The 18968-nt window shown below is 62.0% G+C and carries 21 protein-coding genes; 7 read left to right on the top strand and 14 right to left on the bottom strand.

Annotation, left to right across the window (positions count from 1 at the left end):
* Positions 1 to 7 precede the first annotated feature (7 nt).
* Both ACTORR_RS14765 and ACTORR_RS14760 read right to left on the bottom strand, forming a co-directional pair.
* On the bottom strand, positions 8 to 589 hold the full coding sequence (locus ACTORR_RS14765; protein WP_054884379.1) for a hypothetical protein: 582 nt from the start codon (positions 587 to 589) through the stop codon (positions 8 to 10).
* Positions 558 to 1295 carry an SURF1 family protein gene (locus tag ACTORR_RS14760; protein WP_262109564.1) on the bottom strand — a complete coding sequence of 246 codons (738 nt, stop codon included), beginning with the start codon at positions 1293 to 1295 and terminating at the stop codon, positions 558 to 560. The genes ACTORR_RS14765 and ACTORR_RS14760 overlap by 32 nt, the downstream gene beginning before the upstream one ends.
* A 63-nt stretch (positions 1296 to 1358) precedes the next feature.
* On the opposite strand from ACTORR_RS14760, the gene ACTORR_RS14755 reads away from it, so the two are divergent.
* Positions 1359 to 1562 (top strand): twin transmembrane helix small protein, encoded by a 204-nt coding sequence (locus ACTORR_RS14755; protein ID WP_054884381.1) that lies wholly within the window; start codon positions 1359 to 1361, stop codon positions 1560 to 1562.
* A 55-nt stretch (positions 1563 to 1617) separates the two neighbouring features.
* On the opposite strand, the gene ACTORR_RS14750 is transcribed toward ACTORR_RS14755, so the two are convergent.
* Genes ACTORR_RS14750 through coxB form a run of 4 tightly spaced genes read right to left on the bottom strand, consistent with a single transcriptional unit; the run spans position 1618 to position 5859 of the window.
* A complete protein-coding gene (locus ACTORR_RS14750; protein WP_054884382.1) occupies positions 1618 to 2505 on the bottom strand; it encodes a cytochrome c oxidase subunit 3 in 888 nt (295 codons plus the stop codon).
* 16 nt (positions 2506 to 2521) lie between these two features.
* Positions 2522 to 3088, bottom strand: coding sequence for a cytochrome c oxidase assembly protein (locus ACTORR_RS14745; RefSeq protein ID WP_262109561.1), 567 nt, complete (start codon positions 3086 to 3088; stop codon positions 2522 to 2524).
* Between the two features lie 10 nt (positions 3089 to 3098).
* On the bottom strand, positions 3099 to 4688 hold the full coding sequence (gene ctaD / locus ACTORR_RS14740; protein ID WP_054884384.1) for a cytochrome c oxidase subunit I: 1590 nt from the start codon (positions 4686 to 4688) through the stop codon (positions 3099 to 3101).
* A 43-nt stretch (positions 4689 to 4731) separates the two neighbouring features.
* A complete protein-coding gene (gene coxB, locus ACTORR_RS14735) occupies positions 4732 to 5859 on the bottom strand; it encodes a cytochrome c oxidase subunit II (protein ID WP_262109560.1) in 1128 nt (375 codons plus the stop codon).
* Between the two features lie 370 nt (positions 5860 to 6229).
* Here coxB and ACTORR_RS14730 point away from each other — a divergent pair, with 370 nt between their 5' ends.
* Together ACTORR_RS14730 and ACTORR_RS14725 are read left to right on the top strand one after the other, a co-directional pair.
* The gene (locus ACTORR_RS14730; RefSeq protein ID WP_054884386.1) at positions 6230 to 6874 is read left to right on the top strand and encodes a hypothetical protein; all 645 of its coding nucleotides are present in this window, start codon (positions 6230 to 6232) and stop codon (positions 6872 to 6874) included.
* Between the two features lie 17 nt (positions 6875 to 6891).
* Positions 6892 to 8058: a hypothetical protein gene (locus ACTORR_RS14725; protein WP_256218596.1), complete on the top strand. Its 1167-nt coding sequence runs from the start codon at positions 6892 to 6894 to the stop codon at positions 8056 to 8058.
* Positions 8059 to 8060: 2 nt separating this feature from the next.
* Here ACTORR_RS14725 and ACTORR_RS14720 read toward each other — a convergent pair whose 3' ends face one another.
* The 5 genes from ACTORR_RS14720 to prlC all read right to left on the bottom strand — a co-directional run bounded on the left by ACTORR_RS14720 (position 8061) and on the right by prlC (position 14581).
* Positions 8061 to 9581, bottom strand: coding sequence for a SulP family inorganic anion transporter (locus ACTORR_RS14720; protein ID WP_409521031.1), 1521 nt, complete (start codon positions 9579 to 9581; stop codon positions 8061 to 8063).
* 191 nt (positions 9582 to 9772) lie between these two features.
* Positions 9773 to 10492 (bottom strand): carbonic anhydrase, encoded by a 720-nt coding sequence (locus ACTORR_RS14715; RefSeq protein WP_054884388.1) that lies wholly within the window; start codon positions 10490 to 10492, stop codon positions 9773 to 9775.
* 283 nt (positions 10493 to 10775) lie between these two features.
* Positions 10776 to 11834, bottom strand: coding sequence for a PA0069 family radical SAM protein (locus ACTORR_RS14710; RefSeq protein WP_054884389.1), 1059 nt, complete (start codon positions 11832 to 11834; stop codon positions 10776 to 10778).
* A gap of 381 nt (positions 11835 to 12215) precedes the next feature.
* The gene (locus ACTORR_RS14705; RefSeq protein WP_313365310.1) at positions 12216 to 12497 is read right to left on the bottom strand and encodes a YheV family putative zinc ribbon protein; all 282 of its coding nucleotides are present in this window, start codon (positions 12495 to 12497) and stop codon (positions 12216 to 12218) included.
* Positions 12494 to 14581, bottom strand: a complete 2088-nt coding sequence (gene prlC / locus ACTORR_RS14700; RefSeq protein WP_054884392.1) for an oligopeptidase A — start codon at positions 14579 to 14581, stop codon at positions 12494 to 12496. The genes ACTORR_RS14705 and prlC overlap by 4 nt, the downstream gene beginning before the upstream one ends.
* A 66-nt stretch (positions 14582 to 14647) precedes the next feature.
* Between prlC and ACTORR_RS14695 the strand changes: the two genes are divergently transcribed.
* Complete coding sequence (locus ACTORR_RS14695) at positions 14648 to 15196, top strand: gamma carbonic anhydrase family protein (protein ID WP_054884393.1); 549 nt, start codon at positions 14648 to 14650, stop codon at positions 15194 to 15196.
* A 59-nt stretch (positions 15197 to 15255) separates the two neighbouring features.
* Positions 15256 to 15906: an HAD family hydrolase gene (locus ACTORR_RS14690; RefSeq protein ID WP_054884394.1), complete on the top strand. Its 651-nt coding sequence runs from the start codon at positions 15256 to 15258 to the stop codon at positions 15904 to 15906.
* Positions 15907 to 16033: 127 nt separating this feature from the next.
* Here ACTORR_RS14690 and ACTORR_RS14685 read toward each other — a convergent pair whose 3' ends face one another.
* On the bottom strand, positions 16034 to 17116 hold the full coding sequence (locus ACTORR_RS14685) for an aminopeptidase (protein ID WP_313430156.1): 1083 nt from the start codon (positions 17114 to 17116) through the stop codon (positions 16034 to 16036).
* Positions 17117 to 17183: 67 nt separating this feature from the next.
* Here ACTORR_RS14685 and ACTORR_RS14680 point away from each other — a divergent pair, with 67 nt between their 5' ends.
* Both ACTORR_RS14680 and ACTORR_RS14675 read left to right on the top strand, forming a co-directional pair.
* Entirely contained in the window at positions 17184 to 17597 is a 414-nt protein-coding gene (locus ACTORR_RS14680; RefSeq protein WP_313366017.1) for a PA0061/PA0062 family lipoprotein, read from the top strand.
* Between the two features lie 55 nt (positions 17598 to 17652).
* Entirely contained in the window at positions 17653 to 18066 is a 414-nt protein-coding gene (locus tag ACTORR_RS14675; protein ID WP_054884397.1) for a PA0061/PA0062 family lipoprotein, read from the top strand.
* 30 nt (positions 18067 to 18096) lie between these two features.
* Here the strand turns inward: ACTORR_RS14675 and ACTORR_RS14670 are convergent, their stop codons facing one another.
* Together ACTORR_RS14670 and ACTORR_RS14665 are read right to left on the bottom strand one after the other, a co-directional pair.
* Positions 18097 to 18330 (bottom strand): DUF1161 domain-containing protein, encoded by a 234-nt coding sequence (locus tag ACTORR_RS14670; protein WP_313366016.1) that lies wholly within the window; start codon positions 18328 to 18330, stop codon positions 18097 to 18099.
* A 73-nt stretch (positions 18331 to 18403) separates the two neighbouring features.
* On the bottom strand, positions 18404 to 18829 hold the full coding sequence (locus ACTORR_RS14665) for an OsmC family protein (protein ID WP_054884399.1): 426 nt from the start codon (positions 18827 to 18829) through the stop codon (positions 18404 to 18406).
* Between the last annotated feature and the right edge of the window lie 139 nt (positions 18830 to 18968).

Below are 18968 nucleotides of genomic sequence, written 5' to 3'. Positions count from 1 at the left end.
CAAGCTCCTAGCCGATATTGGACAGCTTGAGCAGGTGACGCAGGTCGTCGAGCACGTGCTTGCCGTTGACCTTGCCGTCGTAGCGCAGCACCAGGTTGCCGTGCGGGTCGACAATCCACAGTTGCGGGCCGGGTTCACCGACCTTTTGCAGATAGCGCGGGGCATCCAGTGGATAGCGTTGCAGCTGTGGATATTCACGCCCCAGCAGCGCCTGATAGTCGCTGGGCAATGGCTGGGCGGCGGCCAAGGCATGGCTGGCCCGGCCGGCGTCGCGGCCCAGGCCGACCTGGATCTGCCGCACCAGGTACACCAGGCGTTGGCAATCTTCAGCGCAAGCATCGGGCGCAGTCACCAGCAGTTGCCAACGCGGGTCCTCACCTGCAATGCCGATATCGGCGCGGCTCTCGCCATTGCCGATCATCGCGCCGTGGTAGCTGCGGCCTTCCGGCACCCAGAACCGGAGTTTGTACATGCAGGTGGCCAGGATCATTGGCCCGAGCACCACCAGCAGGATCAAGATCAGCTGTAAACGCCCGCGGGCTCTGGGCTTGCTACGTTCAGGCAGGTCCAGTGGAGTGGCGGTGGCCATGCTGTTTCTCCTTGTTGTTGTGCCAGCCGAAATAGAGGTAGAGGAGCACCAGAGCAATGGCCAGCGCGAACCACTGCACGGCGTAACCGAGGTGTTTTTCCGGGCCCATGGCGACAATCGGCCAGTCCAGCCGATACGCAGCCGGGCCGGGTTCCAGGCGTAACTCATGGGCAAAGCCTTCGCGATCGAGCTGCTGCCACACTTGAGCCGCGTCGATTGCATTGAGCAGGTGCGGCCATTGCCCCCCGACGGGGTCGGGGTGGAGCTGGAAACTGCTGCCTGGCGCCACATACACCGACGCGTTCAGCGCCAAGGTCTGCTCGGGGGTGTCGAAATGCACCGGAACGCGACGGTCCGGCCATGGCAACCAGCCACGGTTGACCAGCAGCCACAGACCACTGGCCTGGTCATGGAAAGGTTGCAACAGCTCGACGCCGGCCTGGCCGTCACGCATGCGGTTGTCCAGCAGCACGCTGTGCCCGGCGTCAAAACGGCCGTAGAGGTGGACCCGGCGGTAGGCTGAGTCAGGCGTCTGCAACAACTGGGTGGTGGCCAGCGGGGCATCGACCTCACGCTGGGCATAGACCTCCAGCAGGACGCGCTTCTCTTCCGCCCGGCCAAGCTGCCAGCAGCCAAGCGCGATCAACCCCGGCAGCAGCGCGAGCACTACCAGGGTCGGTATCCAGCCTGGGCGGAACCGCCTCATCGCAGCCTCGCCGGGCCAATCGCTATACTTATCCACATCACCGCATCCCCCCGGAGTATCGCCATGCTCAAGGCCGCGATTGTCCTGATGCTGTTGGCCACGGTCGCCAGCCTGTTCAGTGGCCTGGTGTTCCTGGTCAAGGACGATGAAAACTCGACCCGCCTGCTGAAAGCCCTGACCGTGCGTGTCACCTTGGCGGCGCTGACCGTCGGCCTGGTCGCCTGGGGTTTCATCAGTGGTCAGCTGGTTTCCCACGCCCCTTTCTGAAATTTTCATCTGACCCAGTGGGAGCGGGCATGCCCGCTCCCACAGGGTTCTGTATTCACAGCACGTATACGAAGATAAATAGCCCCACCCACACCACATCGACGAAGTGCCAGTACCAGCTCGCCGCCTCGAAACCGAAGTGTTTCTCGGGGTTGAAGTGCCCGCGCAGAATGCGCACGAACATCACGATCAGGATGATCGTGCCCAAGGTCACGTGGGCCCCGTGGAAACCCGTGAGCATGAAGAACGTCGCGCCATAGATGCCCGAGCCCAGGGTCAGCCCCAGCTTGGTGTAGGCCTCGTGGTACTCGTAGGCCTGCAGCGTGATGAAGCTGACACCCAGCAGGATGGTCAGCCCCATCCAGAATTTCAGCGGCCCACGGTGGTCACGGCGCAGGGCGTGGTGAGCGAGGGTGATGGTCACGCTGGAGCTGACCAGCAGGATGGTATTGATCAGCGGCAGGTGCCAGGGATCGATCACTTCCTTGGGCGGCGGGAACAGTTTCGGGTCCGGTGTGTGCAGCAACGGCCAGGCGAACTCGAAGCTCGGCCACAGCATGTGGGCGATGCCCTTGTGCCCCTCACCGCCCAACCAGGGCCCGGCCAGTACACGCACGTAGAACAGCGCGCCGAAGAAGGCCAGGAAAAACATCACTTCCGAGAAGATGAACCAGCTCATGCCCCAGCGGAACGAGCGGTCCAGCTGCGGGCTGTACAGCCCGGCCCGGCTCTCGCGGACCACCGAGCCGAACCAGCCGAACAGCATGTAGGCCAGGAACAGCGCACCGACGAAGAAGATCAGCGGCCCGTGCGACGAGGGATGGCCGGCCTTCATGTCGTTGAACCAGGTGCCAAGCCCGAACACCGTGATGAACATGCCGATGGTGGCGATGATCGGCCACTTGCTCTGCGCCGGAACGTAGTAGTGCTCATGACTTGCCATTGCTGTTCTCCTTCCCTCAGCGGGCGCCCTGGACGTCCTGTACCGCGGCATGGGCGACCGGCGGGTGACGCGCAGTGATGTCGAACAAGGTGTAGGCCAGTGTCAGGTGTTTCACGCTGGCCGGCAGGTCGCGGTCGACGATGAAGCGCACCGGCATCTCGATGCGTTCGCCAGGCTGCAGCACCTGCTGGGTGAAGCAGAAGCACTCGGTCTTGTGGAAATACGCCGCGGCCTCGGCCGGGGTGATGCTGGGTATCGCTTGCGCACTCATCGGCCGGTTGGTCGGGTTGTGCGCGATGAAGATCATCTGGTTCACCGCTCCCGGGTTCACCTCGAGCTCGTCAGCGGTGGAGTAGAAGTCCCAGACCATGTCGCTGGCGTTGGTCGACATGAACTGCACCCGCACCGAACGCGTCGGGTCGCTGACCTGGCTGCCCTCGTACTGCCCGCCCGTCTTGCCGTTGATGCCGAAGGCCTTGCACATCACGTCATACATCGGCACCAGGGCAAAGCCGAAGCCGAACATCACCACCGTCAGTAGCAGCAGGCGGATGACCAGGCGCTTGAGCGACGAGCCCTTCATGGCGGCGCTCCTACTTCACGTCTGGCGGGGTCTGGAAGGTGTGGTATGGCGCTGGCGAGGGGATCGACCATTCCAGGCCCTCGGCGCCATCCCAGGGCTTGGCCGGGGCGGGTGCGCCGCCACGGATGCACTTGATGACGATGAACAGGAACAACAGCTGGGTGGTACCGAACAGGAAGGCGCCGATCGACGACACCATGTTGAAGTCGGCGAACTGCAGGTTGTAGTCGGGGATACGCCGCGGCATGCCGGCCAACCCCACGAAGTGCATGGGGAAGAAAGCCATGTTCATGCCGACGAACGAGAGCCAGAAGTGCAGCTTGCCAAGGGTTTCGTCATACATGTGGCCAGTCCATTTCGGCAGCCAGTAGTAAGCCGAGGCAAAGATGCCGAAAATCGCCCCGGGCACCAGCACATAGTGGAAGTGCGCCACCACGAAATAGGTGTCGTGGTACTGGAAGTCCGCTGGGGCGATGGCCAGCATCAACCCGGAGAAGCCGCCGATGGTGAACAGGATGACGAACGCGATGGCGAACAGCATCGGTGTCTCGAAGCTGAGCGAGCCCTCCCACATGGTGCTGACCCAGTTGAACACCTTCACCCCGGTGGGCACGGCGATGAGCATGGTGGCGTACATGAAAAACAGCTCGCCGACCACCGGGATGCCGACCACGAACATGTGGTGGGCCCAGACGATGAACGACAGGAAGGCAATCGCGCCGGTGGCATAGACCATCGAGGTGTAGCCGAACAGTGGCTTGCGCGAGAACGCCGGGATGATCGAGCTGACCGCACCGAACGCCGGGAGGATCATGATGTACACCTCGGGGTGGCCGAAGAACCAGAACACATGCTGGAACAGCACCGGGTCACCGCCACCGGCGGCGCTGAAGAAGCTGGTGCCGAAATGGATGTCCATCAGCATCATGGTCACTACACCGGCCAGCACCGGCATCACCGCGATCAGCAGGAATGCGGTGATCAGCCAGGTCCAGACGAATAGCGGCATTTTCATCAGGGTCATGCCCGGGGCACGCAGGTTGAGGATGGTGGCGATCACGTTGATCGCGCCCATGATCGAGCTGATACCCATCAGGTGGATGGCAAAGATGAAGAAGGTGACGCTGGCCGGCGCATAAGTGGTCGACAGTGGGGCGTAGAAGGTCCAGCCGAAGTTCGGCCCGCCGCCCGGGCTGAACAGGGTCGAGACCAGCAACAAGAAGGCCGCTGGCAACAGCCAGAAGCTGAAGTTATTCATGCGCGGCAGGGCCATGTCTGGCGCGCCGATCATCAGCGGGATCATCCAGTTGGCCAGGCCGACAAACGCCGGCATCACCGCGCCGAAGACCATGATCAGGCCATGCATGGTAGTCATCTGGTTGAAGAACGCCGGCTCGACGATCTGCAACCCGGGCTGGAACAGCTCGGCGCGAATCACCATGGCGAACGAGCCGCCGAGCAGGAACATCATGAAGGCGAACCACAGGTACATCGTGCCGATGTCTTTGTGGTTGGTGGTCAGCACCCAGCGCATCAGGCCCTTGGCCGGGCCGTGGGCGTGGTCATGGCCGTGGGCGTGGTCGTCGATCACTGCACTCATGTCCTGTCTCCTGCAATCCACTGATTGCCGCGCAAAACCCGGTTCACTTGGCTTCTGCCTGCTTGAGCGCCAGCACGTCCTTCGGCGTGACCATGTCGCCCTTGTTGTTGCCCCAGGCGTTGCGCTCGTAGGTGACCACGGCGGCGATGTCGACTTCCGAGAGCTGCTTGCCGAACGCGGCCATTGCGGTGCCGGGGCGGCCATGGAACACCACGCCCAGATGGTCTTCCTTCGGCCCGGTGGCCACTTTCGATCCCTTGAGCGCCGGGAACATCGGTGGAAGGCCCTGGCCCTCGGCCTGGTGACAGGCCACGCAGGTAGTGTGGTAGACCTTGTCGCCACGCTCGACCAGTTCTTCGAGGGTCCAGTCCTTGCTGGTCAGCTCCTTGAGCTTGGCCGCCTCGGCCTTGCGCTCGCCGAGCCAGGTGTCGTAGTCGGCCTTGGACTTGACCTCGACAACCACCGGCATGAAGCCGTGGTCCTTGCCGCACAGCTCGGTGCACTGGCCGCGATAGATGCCGGGCTTCTCGATACGGGTCCAGGCTTCGTTGACGAAGCCAGGGATGGCGTCGCGCTTGACCGCGAAGGCCGGCACCCACCAGGAGTGGATGACGTCGGCGGCGGTCACCAGGAAGCGCACCTTGGCCCCCACCGGCAGTACCAGCGGCTGGTCGACTTCGAGCAGGTAGTGCTCGTCTTTGGGTGCCGTGTTGTGGATCTGATCAGCAGGCGTGGCCAGGTTGCTGAAGAATTCCACGTCCTGGCCCAGATATTTGTAATGCCACTTCCACTGGTAGCCGGTGACCTGGATGTCGATGTCCGATTCGCTGGCGTCGTAAATGTCGATCAGGGTCTTGGTGGCCGGAATGGCCATGGCTACCAGAATCAGGAAGGGGACGATGGTCCAGAGGATCTCTACCCAGGTGTGCTCGTGGAAATGCGCTGGCTGCTGGCCGGTGGAGCGGCGGTGGATGACCATCGACCAGAACATCGCGCCGAATACCACGATGCCGATGATCACGCAGATCCAGAAGATCGTCATGTGCAGGTCGAACACGGCGTTGGAGACTTCCGTCGCCCCCGGGTGCATGTTCACGGTCCAGGCGGCGTTGGCCTGACCAAGAACCGACCACAACAGCAGGCCCATCCAGACAGGTGGATGTCGCATCATTGCGGGTTCCCCTTCTCGTTCTTGTAGTCCCGGAGGCATGGCCTGCGGCAAGAGGGAACGGCGGTCAAGACTGCCTGGCTTCGACGACCGAGCCCCTGCAAAAAAGCAGTCGGGCCTCATCAACGAATCACTTTCAACCGGAGTATAGACAGCGACCAATGGCACGCAACGACGCGGGTGAAATCAACCTCAAGAAACACTGAAACCCGAGCAAAAGCCCGGGCTTGAGCGGCTATGGCAAAATAGTGGCTACCGCATATGCCGAACTGCGCACACGTTTGCGGAACTTATAACAAATGCGTATTAGGTATTCTGTATACCGAGCTAACTTAGTGTCTTCCGTTTGAAACGTCTTGTCCCTGGAGTTGTCATGAACATCGCTGCTGTACGCGAGCAGATTAGCCAAGCCCACGATCATGAAAGCCGCACCGGCCAACTGAAAAAGCGTCTCGAGCTGCAACTGCCTCACCTGCACCCCTCGATCCAACTGCCTGAGCAGGACGCCCAGGGTACTTTGGCGCGCTTCGTCAGCGCGTACATCGATCAGGTCCCGGAACTGCTGGAAGCCGCCCACACGGTGGCGCGCGAAGCCGGGATCGAGTCGCAGATCAAACCTGTGCTGAAAATTGCCGAAGCCTATTTCCTGCAGCCGCCAAGCGTGATGCAGGGGCAGGTCGGCCTCGACTGCCTGCTGGATGAAGCCTACCTGGCGCACCGTCTGGTAGAGGAGGTCAACGACCTGTACATCCGCCACTTCCAGCAACCCCTGATCCCGGTCGATACCACGGTGGCCAACCTCATTGCCCACCAACTGATCGGCGAAACCTTCGCCAACCAGCTGGATGAGGTGGTGCATCATTCGGTGGAGGAGATGCTGGACGACGAAAGCTTCGCCGCAGAGTCGGTGGAAGCCTACCGTGAAACGCTGAGCAGCCCACAAACCGGTGAAGCCTGGAAACGCTGGCCTTGCCTGTCGCGCCAGCTGAACGTGGAGTTCGGTCAGGCCAGCGCCTGATCTGCAGCGCGAGGAAAATGCTCCCGCTGCTGCGCCCCGCCTTCGATCATTACTGTCATCGGGCCGCCTCAGGGCGGCCCTTTTCCATACAGGTGATGACAATGACGATCAAAAGAAACAGGGTTTTTACGGACCTGCTGCGCGGAACCTATCCAACGATATGGGGCAACTGGGGCCTCAATCCGTCCATCAAGCCAGGCGCGGTCGGCATCATCGACGCTGACACCGGCGACTTCAAGCTGGCCGTCGATTGCCTCCCCGGCGTCGAGCTCAGCAAGAGCCAGCAAAGCCGCAAGTGGGATTTCAAATCGTCTGGCGTGACGTGCAACCGCATCAACGCCAATGTCAGCGGGATGATCCTGGACCCGAGCACAGGTACCGAAGTCAAACCCGAGGCCGCGCTGGAATGGACGTTCGACAAGGAGAATTCCATTACCTCGGAATTCGCGATCAGTGGCGAGCACACCATCAGCAACCTTGCCATCCTAGCCGATCAGTACGATTGGCTGCTCAGCCAGGCGCGCAAGTTGAACATGGCGACCAGCACTGGCATCTCCGAAGGTTTCGGCGTGGTGACCTCGGTCATCTACGCCAGCAGTGGCCTGAATGCGGTGGCAAAGAAGGGCAAAGCCAGCTTCACCGTCTCCGGTAGCGCAAGCGGGCTCAACCGCCTGCTTGGTGAAGACGGCATCAACGGCAGTGGCAAGGCGAGCTATGTGTTCACCAGCAACTCCAGTGAAGTCGAGATGCATACCTTGCCGGCAAAAAGCGGTGAGGTGGCAACCGAACCAATGCCTGTCGCCTATACCTTTGCCTCGTTCGCAGGCAGCCGAGTATTGATCCCCAGCTGGATCGGCAAGGTCGGTGTGCTGAACTTGCTGGTGGATAGCAAGGCGTCATCCTTTACCACCTACACCACCAAGCTCACACTGTCCTACCAGACCCCCGAAGGCCCGATCGAAGAGTCCAGGACGGTGATCGGCGGAAGCTCGGCCAGCTTCGGGGAAATTCCCCTGACCGCCACCCAGATGGTATTGACGGCGGAGTTCATCAACATCGGCTCCAACACCCGCAAGTCGATGAAGTGGAACACGCCTGCCAGCGAGTGGCTGGGCGGCACCCGCACCGTGAACCTGACAGGTACATGGCCGGGTGCGCCGGAGATGGTCGAGGTCAAGCGCTGACCTCAGGTGCCAGCAACGCTGCGCAAGCGGCCCTCCACCCTGCGCTTGAGGCCTCGCTGCTCGATACGCAGGGTAGAACCGCTGGTCTTGCTCCAATCCTCCAGCAGTTCCAGGCATGAATGGTCGATGTAGGTCAGGTTGGCCAGCGGAACATGCAGGGTGGAGCCGGCAGGCACGCTATCAAGTACCTGGGTCAGCGCCGGTACCTTGAGGAACGTAGCCGACCCGCTCAGGCGCAACTCCATATGGCCGCGGGGCTCGAGCTGGACGAGGCAGATTTTCAGGCGCGCGGCCTTGAACGCCAACTTCAGCAGTGTCAGGGCGAAGCCCAGCAGCACCCCCGTCAACAGGTCGGTGAAAATGATCGCCATGGCAGTCGCCACGTAGGTGAACATCGGCATCCGACCATAGCGGCTCAGGCCTCGCAGTGCCTTGAAATCGACCAGTTTGATGCCGGTGTACACCAGCACACCCGCCAGGCTCGCCACCGGAATCTGCTGCAGCACGCTGCTCAGCACCACCACGAACGCCAGCAACCACAGGCCATGCAGGATCGCCGAGGCACGGGTTTGCGCGCCTGCCTGGACGTTGGCCGAACTACGCACGATCACGCCGGTCATCGGCAGGGCGCCGAGTACACCACAGAGCATGTTGCCGATACCCTGCGCCGACAGTTCACGGTCGAAGTCCGAGCGTTGGCCGCTGTGCATGCGGTCCACAGCGGCTGCCGACAGCAGCGTCTCGGCACTGGCGATGAAGGCCAAGGCGAATGCCGCCACCAGCAAAGTCGGATCAGCAAGCTTCAGCAGGTCGTCCGGACGTATCCAGTCGATGGCTTCGGACAGGTCTGCCGGTACTTGCACCCGATTCACCGGCAGCGCCAGCCACATGGCAATCGCGGTCATCGCCGTCACGCCCAGCAAGGCACCCGGCACGAAGCGCAACTTCTGCGGTCGCAGCCGCTCCCACCCCCACATGATGGCAATCGTGCCCAACCCCAGCGCGCCAGCCATCCAGTCGGAGCCGGCGCTTTCCTCGGGCAGGGCCGCAGCCACGGTGGATGGGAACTCCAGGAGGTTCTGCAGGCCCGACGGCTGTGGCGCCGTGTCGAACATCACGTGCACCTGCGACAATACGATCAATACTCCAATACCGGCGAGCATGCCGTACACCACGGCGGGCGCCGTGACACGGAACCAGCACCCCAGGCGCAAGCGCCCAGCCAGCAACTGCAGAATCCCGGCGAGTAGCAGGATAGGCCCGAGCATCGCCATGCCATGTTGACGCACCAGCTCGAACACCAGCACCGCCAGGCCGGCTGCCGGGCCGCTGACTTGCAGCGGCGAACCCGCCAGGAAGCCGACCACAACGCCGCCGATGATACCGGTGATCAGCCCCTTGGCCGGCGGCATGCCTGAGGCAATCGCAATACCCATGCATAAAGGCAGGGCGACCAGGAAGACCACCACCGACGCCAGCAACTCGCGCGGCAGGGCCGCTTTCAACTGTGTCATGTTCACCATCGTTCTCCTTTCTCTGTCGCACGGCCATTCCCCTGGCCGTGGGCACATGTGGTCCCTGACGAGCGCGCAGGCGCGAGCCGCCAGCGCGTTCGCCGGCAGGGCAGTCAGGGCATTTTCAAGGCAGCCGAAGGCCGCGCCACACCCGCGATGGGTGCAGCCGGCTATTCAAGGTTCAGCTGTGGACGGGTCGCTTAGTAGCGGCCTCTCGGAGTAGCGCAGGGCACGGGCTCGCCTGCGGTCAGTGGCATGAAGCTGTCACTGGCTGCGTCGTAGGCCTCGATCTTGCTGGTCTCGATGTCGTACACCCAGCCATGGATAAACAACTCACCCGCTGCCAGGCGCGAAGCCACCGACGGATGGGTACGCAGGTGATGCAGCTGGGCGATTACGTTTTCCTTGGTCAACACCTGCATGGTTTCGTGCTCGCTACCGCACGAGCAGTTGTTCTCGACCACGGTGCGGGCCACTTCGGCGTGACGCAACCAGGCGGAAACCGTTGGCATCTTGGTCAGCGACTGCGGGTTCAGCACGGCTCGCATGGCGCCGCAGTCGGAGTGGCCGCAGACGATGATGTGGTGCACTTTCAGCGCCAGCACGGCGTACTCGATCGCGCTGGAAACGCCGCCGTTCATCTGGCCGTAAGGCGGCACTACGTTACCGACGTTACGGGTCACGAACAGGTCGCCCGGCGAGCTCTGGGTAATCAGCTCGGGAACGATACGCGAGTCGGCACAGGTGATGAACATGGCGCGCGGGGTTTGCGCGGTGGCGAGCTTCTTGAACAGCTCCTGCTGCTCAGGGAAGACGTCATGGTGAAAGCGCAGGAAGCCGTCGACGATGTGCTTCAGGGCGGCATCGGCGCTCTCCGCTGGAGCTTGCGGAACGACCTTGGATGGGTCCTTTACGGGCATGATTCATCCTCTTGACGGTGTGTAGGTAAATCCATTTTACCGGTGAAAGATTCTGGCTATGCGCAGATTTAGATGACACGCACGAGCGATAGATCACAGTCTTCGTTGACTGGATTCCTACGCTAGCGGGGAAAACTTAACTGAAACTTAATTCGGAGGCTCTAGAACGGGTGTTCCAGATCCAAAAGGCGGGATCTGAATAATAGCAAAAAAGCATCAACTGCCAAGCGCCATTAGCACAATTATTATCTCGGATTAGCTGAGCTGGGGATGGCCCTTGGCATCAGAACAGCGCCATTTGCCCGCCCGGCGGGCAGAACGCCGAGCAGTCAAGGGCCTGTGCCTCGCGCCCGGCAAAGTCCAGGCGCTTCATCGCCTTGGCAAAACGTTGTGCGAGCAATTCGGCAAAGACTCCTTCGCCACGCATCCGTGCACCGAAGCGGCTGTCATACAATTCGCCACCTCGGCTCTGGCGTATCAGGCTCAGCACATGGGCCGCGCGTTGCGGGTAATGGTCCTGCAGCCACTGCTCGAACAATGGCGCTACTTCCAGCGGCAGGCGCAGCATCATGTAGGCGGCGCTCTGTGCACCCGCCTCCTTGGCAGCCTCCAGCAAGTGCTCCAGTTCGCTGTCGTTGATCATCGGAATTATCGGCGAGCACAAGACACCTACCGGCACACCGGCTTCGCGCAAGACGCGGATGGCGCGCAACCTGGCCTTGGGTGAGGCTGCGCGGGGCTCAAGCACCCGCTTGAGGTCGTCGTCCAGGGTAGTGAGGCTGATCATCACCCGTGCCAGGCGTTGCCTGGCCATGTCCGCCAGCAGGTCGAGGTCGCGCAAAACCAGCGCGCCCTTGGTGACGATGGTCACCGGATGGCGAAAACGCAACAGCACTTCCAGCACCCTTCGTGTCAGCTGTTGCTCACGCTCGATGGGCTGATAGGGGTCGGTGTTGGAGCCCAGGTTGATCGGCGCACAGACGTAGCCCGGTTTGCTCAACTGCTGTGCAAGCACCTCGGCGGCATTGGTCTTGGCTATCAGCTTGGTCTCGAAATCCAGGCCAGGGGAGAGATCCCAGTAGGCATGCGAAGGGCGGGCATAGCAGTAGATGCAGCCATGCTCGCAACCTCGGTAGGGATTGATGGAACGGTCGAAGGGCAGGTCCGGTGAGGTGTTGCGGCTGATGACCGACTTTGCTGTTTCAATCCGTACCTCGGTACCCTGCGTCTGCGGTACTTCCTGATACCAACCGTCATCCTCGGCCACCGAATGGCTCGGCGCGAACCGGTTGTGGGGATTATGCGCCGTGCCACGGCCCTTTTGCGCTGCTGGAGGAATCATTGCTCACCCCGATACTGTATTTATATACAGTATATTGTGTGCAGCGATCTTTCCAGCACCTCTGGTCAGCGCCTCACACCCCATCCACGGCCAGTACCAGGTCATCCCAGGTGAGCAAGAGCTGCTGGTCGGCGATGATCCCGCTCGATCCCTTACGCGTGAGCCTGCAACACATGGTCAAAGGTTTCGCGCATGTTCTGCAGCGTGATCGATGGGTAATCGATTGGAGTTGCGCCGCCTTGCAGCAAAGGATTATCCATGAAGCCCTTTGCTCGAATTGAGGAGCAGGCGAGTTTGCATGGCCAGCGGCAGACGAGTGGCCTGACTATCCACCACCCAAGCATCTGCCCGAGCCACAAAGGCCCGGGCAGCGCGGCGGCTTCACTCAGCAGGTTTCTTCAGCTTCGGGTTAGGAAAGAACTGCACGGTCTGAACCTTGGCTGGCGCCGCCTTGGGCGCCAGCTGGTTGACCCGCGTACCGAGTTCCTTGGGCACCGACAGGCCCTGCTCGTTGAGGGTGTCGGTGAAGCCACAGGCCACGCACTCGCGATGCGGCACCTCATCTTCGCTCCACATCATCAGCTTGTCGGGCTCACTGCAAGCCGGGCATACCGCCCCGGCGATGAAGCGCTTCTTGGTCTTGTTCACAGCTACCTCGCTCATGCCGCCGCAGCCTCGGTAAGGCCGCTGTGGCGCAGCAATGCATCGATGGAAGGTTCACGCCCACGGAAGTCCACGAACAGCTCCATGGGTTCGCGCGAACCGCCGCGGGCCAGGATCGCTTCACGGAACGCCCGGCCGGTCTCGGCATTCAGCACGCCTTCTTCCTCGAAGCGCGAGAAGGCATCGGCCGACAGCACTTCAGCCCACTTGTAGCTGTAGTAGCCCGCCGCATAACCGCCAGCGAAGATGTGCGCGAAGCTATTGGGGAAACGGTTGTAGGCCGGTGGGCGCATCACCGAAACCTCGTCGCGTACGCCTTCAAGTACCTGCAGCACGCTGCGGCCGTCACCGTGGCTGGCGTGCAGCTCGAAATCGAACAGCGAGAACTCCAGCTGGCGCACCATCATCATGCCCGATTGGAAGTTTTTCGCGGCGAGCATCTTGTCCAGCAGGTCCTGAGGCAGGGCCGCGCCGGTTTCGTAGTGGCTGGAGATCAACGCCAGGCCTTCAGGCTCCCAGCACCAGTTCTCCATGAACTGGCTCGGTAGCTCGACCGCGTCCCAGGCCACGCCATTGATGCCGGACACACCGGCATGCTCGATGCGGGTCAGCATATGGTGCAGGCCGTGACCGAACTCGTGGAACAGCGTTGTGACCTCATCATGGGTCAGCAGCGCAGGCTTGCCAGGCGCGGCCGGGGTGAAGTTGCACACCAGGTTGGCTACCGGGCTCTGCAGCTCGCCGCCTGCTGTACGGCGACGGTCACGGGCGCCGTCCATCCAGGCACCGCCACGCTTGTTGGCGCGGGCATAGAGGTCGAAGAAGAAGCGGCCGACGTGCTGGCCGTTTTCCTTGATCTCGAACAGGCGCACGTCCGGGTGCCAGCTGTCGAAGCCTTTGAGTTCGGCGATTTCAATGCCGTACAGGCGCTGGACGATGCTGAAGAGGCCGCTGAGCACCTTGTCGATCGGGAAGTAGGCACGCAGGGTCTCCTGCGACACGCTGTAACGCTGCTCGCGCAGCTTCTCGCCGAAATAACCGGCGTCCCAGCTGGCCAGTTCAGGGCAGCCCTGCTCGGCGGCGTAGGCCTTGAGCTGCTCCAGGTCCTGGGCGGCAAACGGCTTGGAACGCCTGGCCAGGTCGCGCAGGAAACTCAGCACCTGGTCGCTGGACTCGGCCATCTTGGTCGCCAGGCTCAGCTCGGCGTAATTCTTGTAGCCCAGCAGCCCAGCCAGTTCCTGGCGCAGGTCGAGGATCTGCTGCATCACCGGGCCGTTGTCGAACTGGCCGGCGTTCGGGCCTTGGTCGGAGGCACGGGTGCAGTAGGCCGCGTACAGTTCTTCACGCAGGGCGCGGTCGCTGGCGTAGGTCATCACCGCGTAGTAGCTGGGGAACTCCAGGGTGATCAGCCAGCCGTCGAGGCCCTTGGCCTGGGCGGCAGCGGCCATCTGCGCCTTGGCAGAGTCAGTCAGACCGGCCAGTGCGGCTTCATCGGTGACGTGCTTGGTCCAGGCCTGGGTGGCGTCAAGCAGCTGGTTGGAGAAGCGGCTGCCCAGCTCGCTCAGCTTGCTCTGCACCTCGGCATAACGCTGTTGCTGGTCAGCCGGCAGATCGATACCCGACAGGCGGAAGTCACGCAGAGCGTGGTCGAGGATAGTCTTCTGCGCCACGTCGAAGCCAGCGGCCTCCGGGCTGTTGGCCAGTGCCTGATAGGCTTCGAACAACGCACGGTTCTGGCCCAGTTCGGTAGAGTAGGCGCTCAGCGCTGGCAGGCAGGCCTCATAGGCCTCGCGCAGCTCCTGGCTGTTGCACACCGCATTGAGGTGACTGACCGGGCTCCAGGCGGCAGCCAGGCGGTCGTTCAGTTCGTCCATGGCCAGCACCAGGCCGGCCCAGGTCGGTTTGTCGCCCTGCTGTTCGAGGATCTCGGCAATGGCTTTACGGTTGTCGGCCAGGATCGCTTCGATCGCCGGCAACACGTGTTCGGCACGGATTTGCGAGAAGGGCGGCAGATCGTAGGACTGCAGAAGTGGGTTGTTCGCACTCACGGTTTGGATACCTTGGCAGAAGAAACACTGCCCCATCTTAATTACAATCGACGCCGACCGCAGCAGGCAGCCTGCCTATCGGTACAGATGAGAGACGCTATCATGGCCATCCGCAGCTTCCAGCAACACACTCCGAAAGTGGGACCCAGGGCGTTTGTCGACCGTTCGGCGGTGGTCCTCGGCGACGTCGAGATCGGCGAGGACAGCTCTGTCTGGCCGCTGACGGTGATCCGCGGCGACATGCACCGCATCCGCATCGGCGCGCGCACCAGCGTGCAGGACGGCAGCGTGCTGCACATCACCCACGCAGGCCCGTTCAACCCCGACGGCTTCCCGCTGATCATCGGCGACGAGGTGACCATTGGTCACAAGGTCATGCTGCATGGCTGCACCCTGGGCAACCGCATCCTGGTCGGCATGGGCAGCACGATCATGGATGGCGCCATCGTCGAAGACGAAGTGATCATCGGTGCCGGCAGCCTGGTGCCGCCAGGCAAGCGCCTGGTCAGCGGCTACCTGTACATGGGCAGCCCGGTGAAGCAGGTGCGCCCGTTGAACGATCAGGAGCATGCCTTCTTCCCCTACAGTGCCGGCAACTACGTCAAGCTCAAGGACCAGCACCTGGCCGAAGGCTACGACCAACCTGAATGACCGTCTTCGCGGTAGACCCGCGAACACGGCCACGCACGATTTCAAGTGGAACCCATTACATGCACCAGCAGAATATCCTCTTCGACCTCGACGGCACCTTGACCGACCCGCGCCTGGGCATCACCCGCTCGATCCAGTACGCCTTGGCCAAGCTGGGCATCGACGAGCCTGACCTGACCCGCCTGGAACACTTCATCGGCCCGCCACTGCTACAGGCCTTCATGCAGTTCTACAGCTTCGATGAAGCCAAGGCGTGGGAAGCGGTGAACTTCTACAGGGAGCGTTTCCGCGTCACTGGCTTGTACGAGAACCTGGTGTTCGAAGGCGTGCCTGAGCTGCTCGAAGCCCTGAATGGCCAAGGCCGGACGCTGTATATCGCCACTTCCAAACCCTGGGAATTCGCACGGGAAATTGCCCGGCATTTCGCGTTCGATCACCATTTCAAGGTGATCTATGGCAGCGAACTGGATGGCACGCGGACCAACAAGGTCGAGCTGATCCGCCACCTGCTGGATGAGGAAGGGCTGGATCCCGCGCAGACGCTGATGATCGGCGACCGTAAACATGACCTGATCGGTGCGCGCAGCAATGGCTTGCAGGCGGTGGCGGTGGGGTATGGGTTTGGTAGCCAGGAAGAGCTGGTGGCCGAGGCGCCGGCCTTCCATTTCGCTACGGTGGCCGAGTTGCACCAAGCCTTCTGCAAGGTTTGAGGGCCATGGGGGCTGCTGCGCAGCCCTTTCGCGACACAAGGCCGCTCCTACAAGGGATCGCATGCTTCCTGTAGGAGCGGCCTTGTGTCGCGAAAGGGCCGCAAAGCGGCCCCAAAATCTCACAGGCTCACATCAACCGCTGCAGCTGCGCCTTCCTCTGCGCAACCTGCAACCGCCCAAGCTGCTCGACCCGCTCATAAAATCGCGCCCAATCCCCACCCACCTCCCGGAACAGGGCCGCAAACGCCGGCACCCACTGGTCATAAAGCCCGAACGGCAGCAGCTTGGCATTGCTCAAGGGCGCATAGATCCAGGCGTCATAGCGCTTGTCCCCGTTCCACTGGCTGTCCCTCAGCTGCTTGTACTCACTGCGCAAGCGCTCGAATTCAGCCTGCTTGGCCGCGCGTTTGTGCGCATCGTCCAAGGGCCCTGCATAAATCGCCTGCAACCGCTCGCGGCTGGCCAGCACCAACCGGGTGAACTGTTCGCTCTGCTGCGACTGATGCTCGCCGACCAGCGCAAGCCCACGGGCTGCGCGCCATTGCCGCGTGCCCTCCTGCTCGACGAAGGTGGCAAACGACTCGTTGAATTCGGTGTCGTCCTGCACGTAAAACTGCTGATGAGCCAACTCATGGAAAATCAGCGTGGCCAGCCGCTCATCCCCCCAGCCGACCATCGAAGACAGAATCGGGTCATCGAACCAGCCCAGCGTCGAATAGGCTTCGACACCGCTCACGTAGACGTCCAGGCCTTGCTGGCGCATCAACGCCGCCGCACCACGGGCCGCACCCTGGCGGTAGTAGCCGCGGTAAGCGACGCAGCCGGCAATGGGGAAACAGTGCGTCACTGGCTGCAGCGACAGCTCAGGTGTGGCGAACACATTCCACACTACGTAGGGGCGGTGCAGATCAGCGTAGAGCCGATAGCTTCGGTTATCAGGCAGTTTCAGCTGATCGCTGGCAAAAACCCGCGCTGCTTCGGCATGGGCGAGGCGAGCCCGCAGTTGCGGGCTGCTGGCCGGGTCGGCGATCACTTGGTCCACAGGCTGGCGCGCCCGCAGCAGCTGCAATTGCCCTTCGGCCAGTTGGCCGTAATAGCCCACGGTGCTGCAACCGTTCAGCAGAAAGGCACACAGCAGGGGAACCAAACGCCTGAAAACGCAGTCGAGTGGCCCAGGGCCTGAGCACTTGAGAAGAACAAAGAGATCCATCCGGGGCTATCCAACCTGCTCATGGCCAATGCGCTCCAAGACTATCTCGCCGAGGGGGAGTTTCGCCATGCGTGCACTTTTGGTCACCGGCTCATTACTGCTGCTTTCTGCCTGTTCAACCCTGCCGGACCCAGACCCGAATCTGGCCTGGGTCGACCTGACCCCCTATGACGAAGCCTCGCTGGACGCCAAGCAGGTGGACGAGCGCGACTGGGCTGACACTCGCTATTTCGAGGTGCCGCCCGGCAGCCATGAGCTGACCGTGCGCTATCAGTTCCCGGTCGCGCCGAGCAATATCGGCCCGGTCGACGCGCCATTGTGGCGTGATTGCCAGGTCAAGCTGACCTTCAAGGACTTCAGCGCCGGGCAGCACTACCAGCTGCAAGCCGGCAGCATTGGCTTCCGCCCTTGGATCAAGCTGTACGACCACCAGCAGAAACTGCTCGGGCAGGGCCTGCCAGCGGGTTGCCAACGCACCTGAAACGCACAAACGGCGCTATGCTTGTAACTCGTGTATCGCGAGTGGGAGTTTTGCCATGCGCCAGCCCATGATGCTGATCGCTCTCAGTGCCCTGGGGGCCTGCGCCAGCCCCTTGCCGCCCGTCGACCCCGCCAAGGCCTGGGTCGACCTCTACACCGTGACCCCTGGCCGCATACTCATGGCCGACCGCCTTGACGGCCAGCGCCTGGACGACGGCCGCTACTTCCAGCTGACCCCAGGCAAGCATGAACTGGTGGTGCGGTTCGACTATGAAATCTATGCCGGCGGCATGCTGACCAGCCCCAAGGAACGGACCTGCTACCTGACGGTGCGCTTCGACGACTTCAAGGCCGGTGAGCGTTATCGCCTGGAGGCGCGGGCTCCGGTGATGGACCCGCAGGTGCTGCTCTACGACGCCAGCCGCAAGGTGGTGGTGAACGAGCCGAGCGACGTGTTCTGCATCCCGTAAGCATTGGGGCCGCATCGCGGCCCCAATCATTTATCGATCATTCTTCTGGTAAATGATCTTCTTCGTCCCGCCACCACAGGTGCCGACGATCATGTTCTGATCCTTGACCTCACTGTTGGGCACGATTTCCAGCGTGTAGGACGTCACACCCTGGGCCTGGATCTTGGCTTCGATCTCCGCCTTGAGTTCTTCGCACGGTTTTACCGCCGCCAATGCAGAAGTGGCCACAAGCGAAGCCAGCATGGCGATTGCTACGCGGATCATGGAACGGCTCCTGGTATGGCAGTAGCGCTGCCGACGCTGTTTAGACTACAGCAAACCGCCAGCGTTGCGCCGCCTAGCCCACCAATGCAGCGTCCAGGCTGATCTTCGCGTTGAGCACCTTCGACACCGGGCAACCCGCCTTGGCCTTGTTGGCGATTTCGAGGAACTGCGCCTCATCGGCACCAGGCACCTTGGCTTTGAGGATCAGGTGCACGGCGGTGATGGCAAAGCCGTCGGGTTGTTTGTCCAGCGTGACTTCGGCGGTGGTGTCGATGCGTTCGGCGGTGAACCCTGCCTCGCCGAGCATCATCGACAGCGCCATCGAGAAGCAACCGGCATGGGCTGCGCCGATCAGCTCTTCCGGATTGGTCCCCGGCGCCCCCTCGAAACGGGTGTTGAAACCATAAGGGTTCTGCTTGAGGGCGCCGCTTTCGGTGGAAAGCAGGCCTTTGCCATCCTTCAGGCCGCCTTGCCAGATCGCCGATGCTGTCTTTTTCATGATGCCTCCGGGTCTAGGGTGATTTACCTAGGTTTTCGAGGCCAGCGTCCTACACCAAGTTCAGTGCAATCGCACCGTGAGCATTGAATCCGGCGAATGTGCCCATACAGAGTCTGAAAGGCCTCCGGGCCAACCACTC

Source organism: Pseudomonas sp. SAR267 (assembly GCF_052077595.1).
Taxonomy (GTDB): Bacteria; Pseudomonadota; Gammaproteobacteria; order Pseudomonadales; family Pseudomonadaceae; genus Aquipseudomonas; species Aquipseudomonas vlassakiae.
Note: the sequence above shows the minus strand (reverse complement) of the source record. Positions and strands in the feature narration are given on the sequence as shown.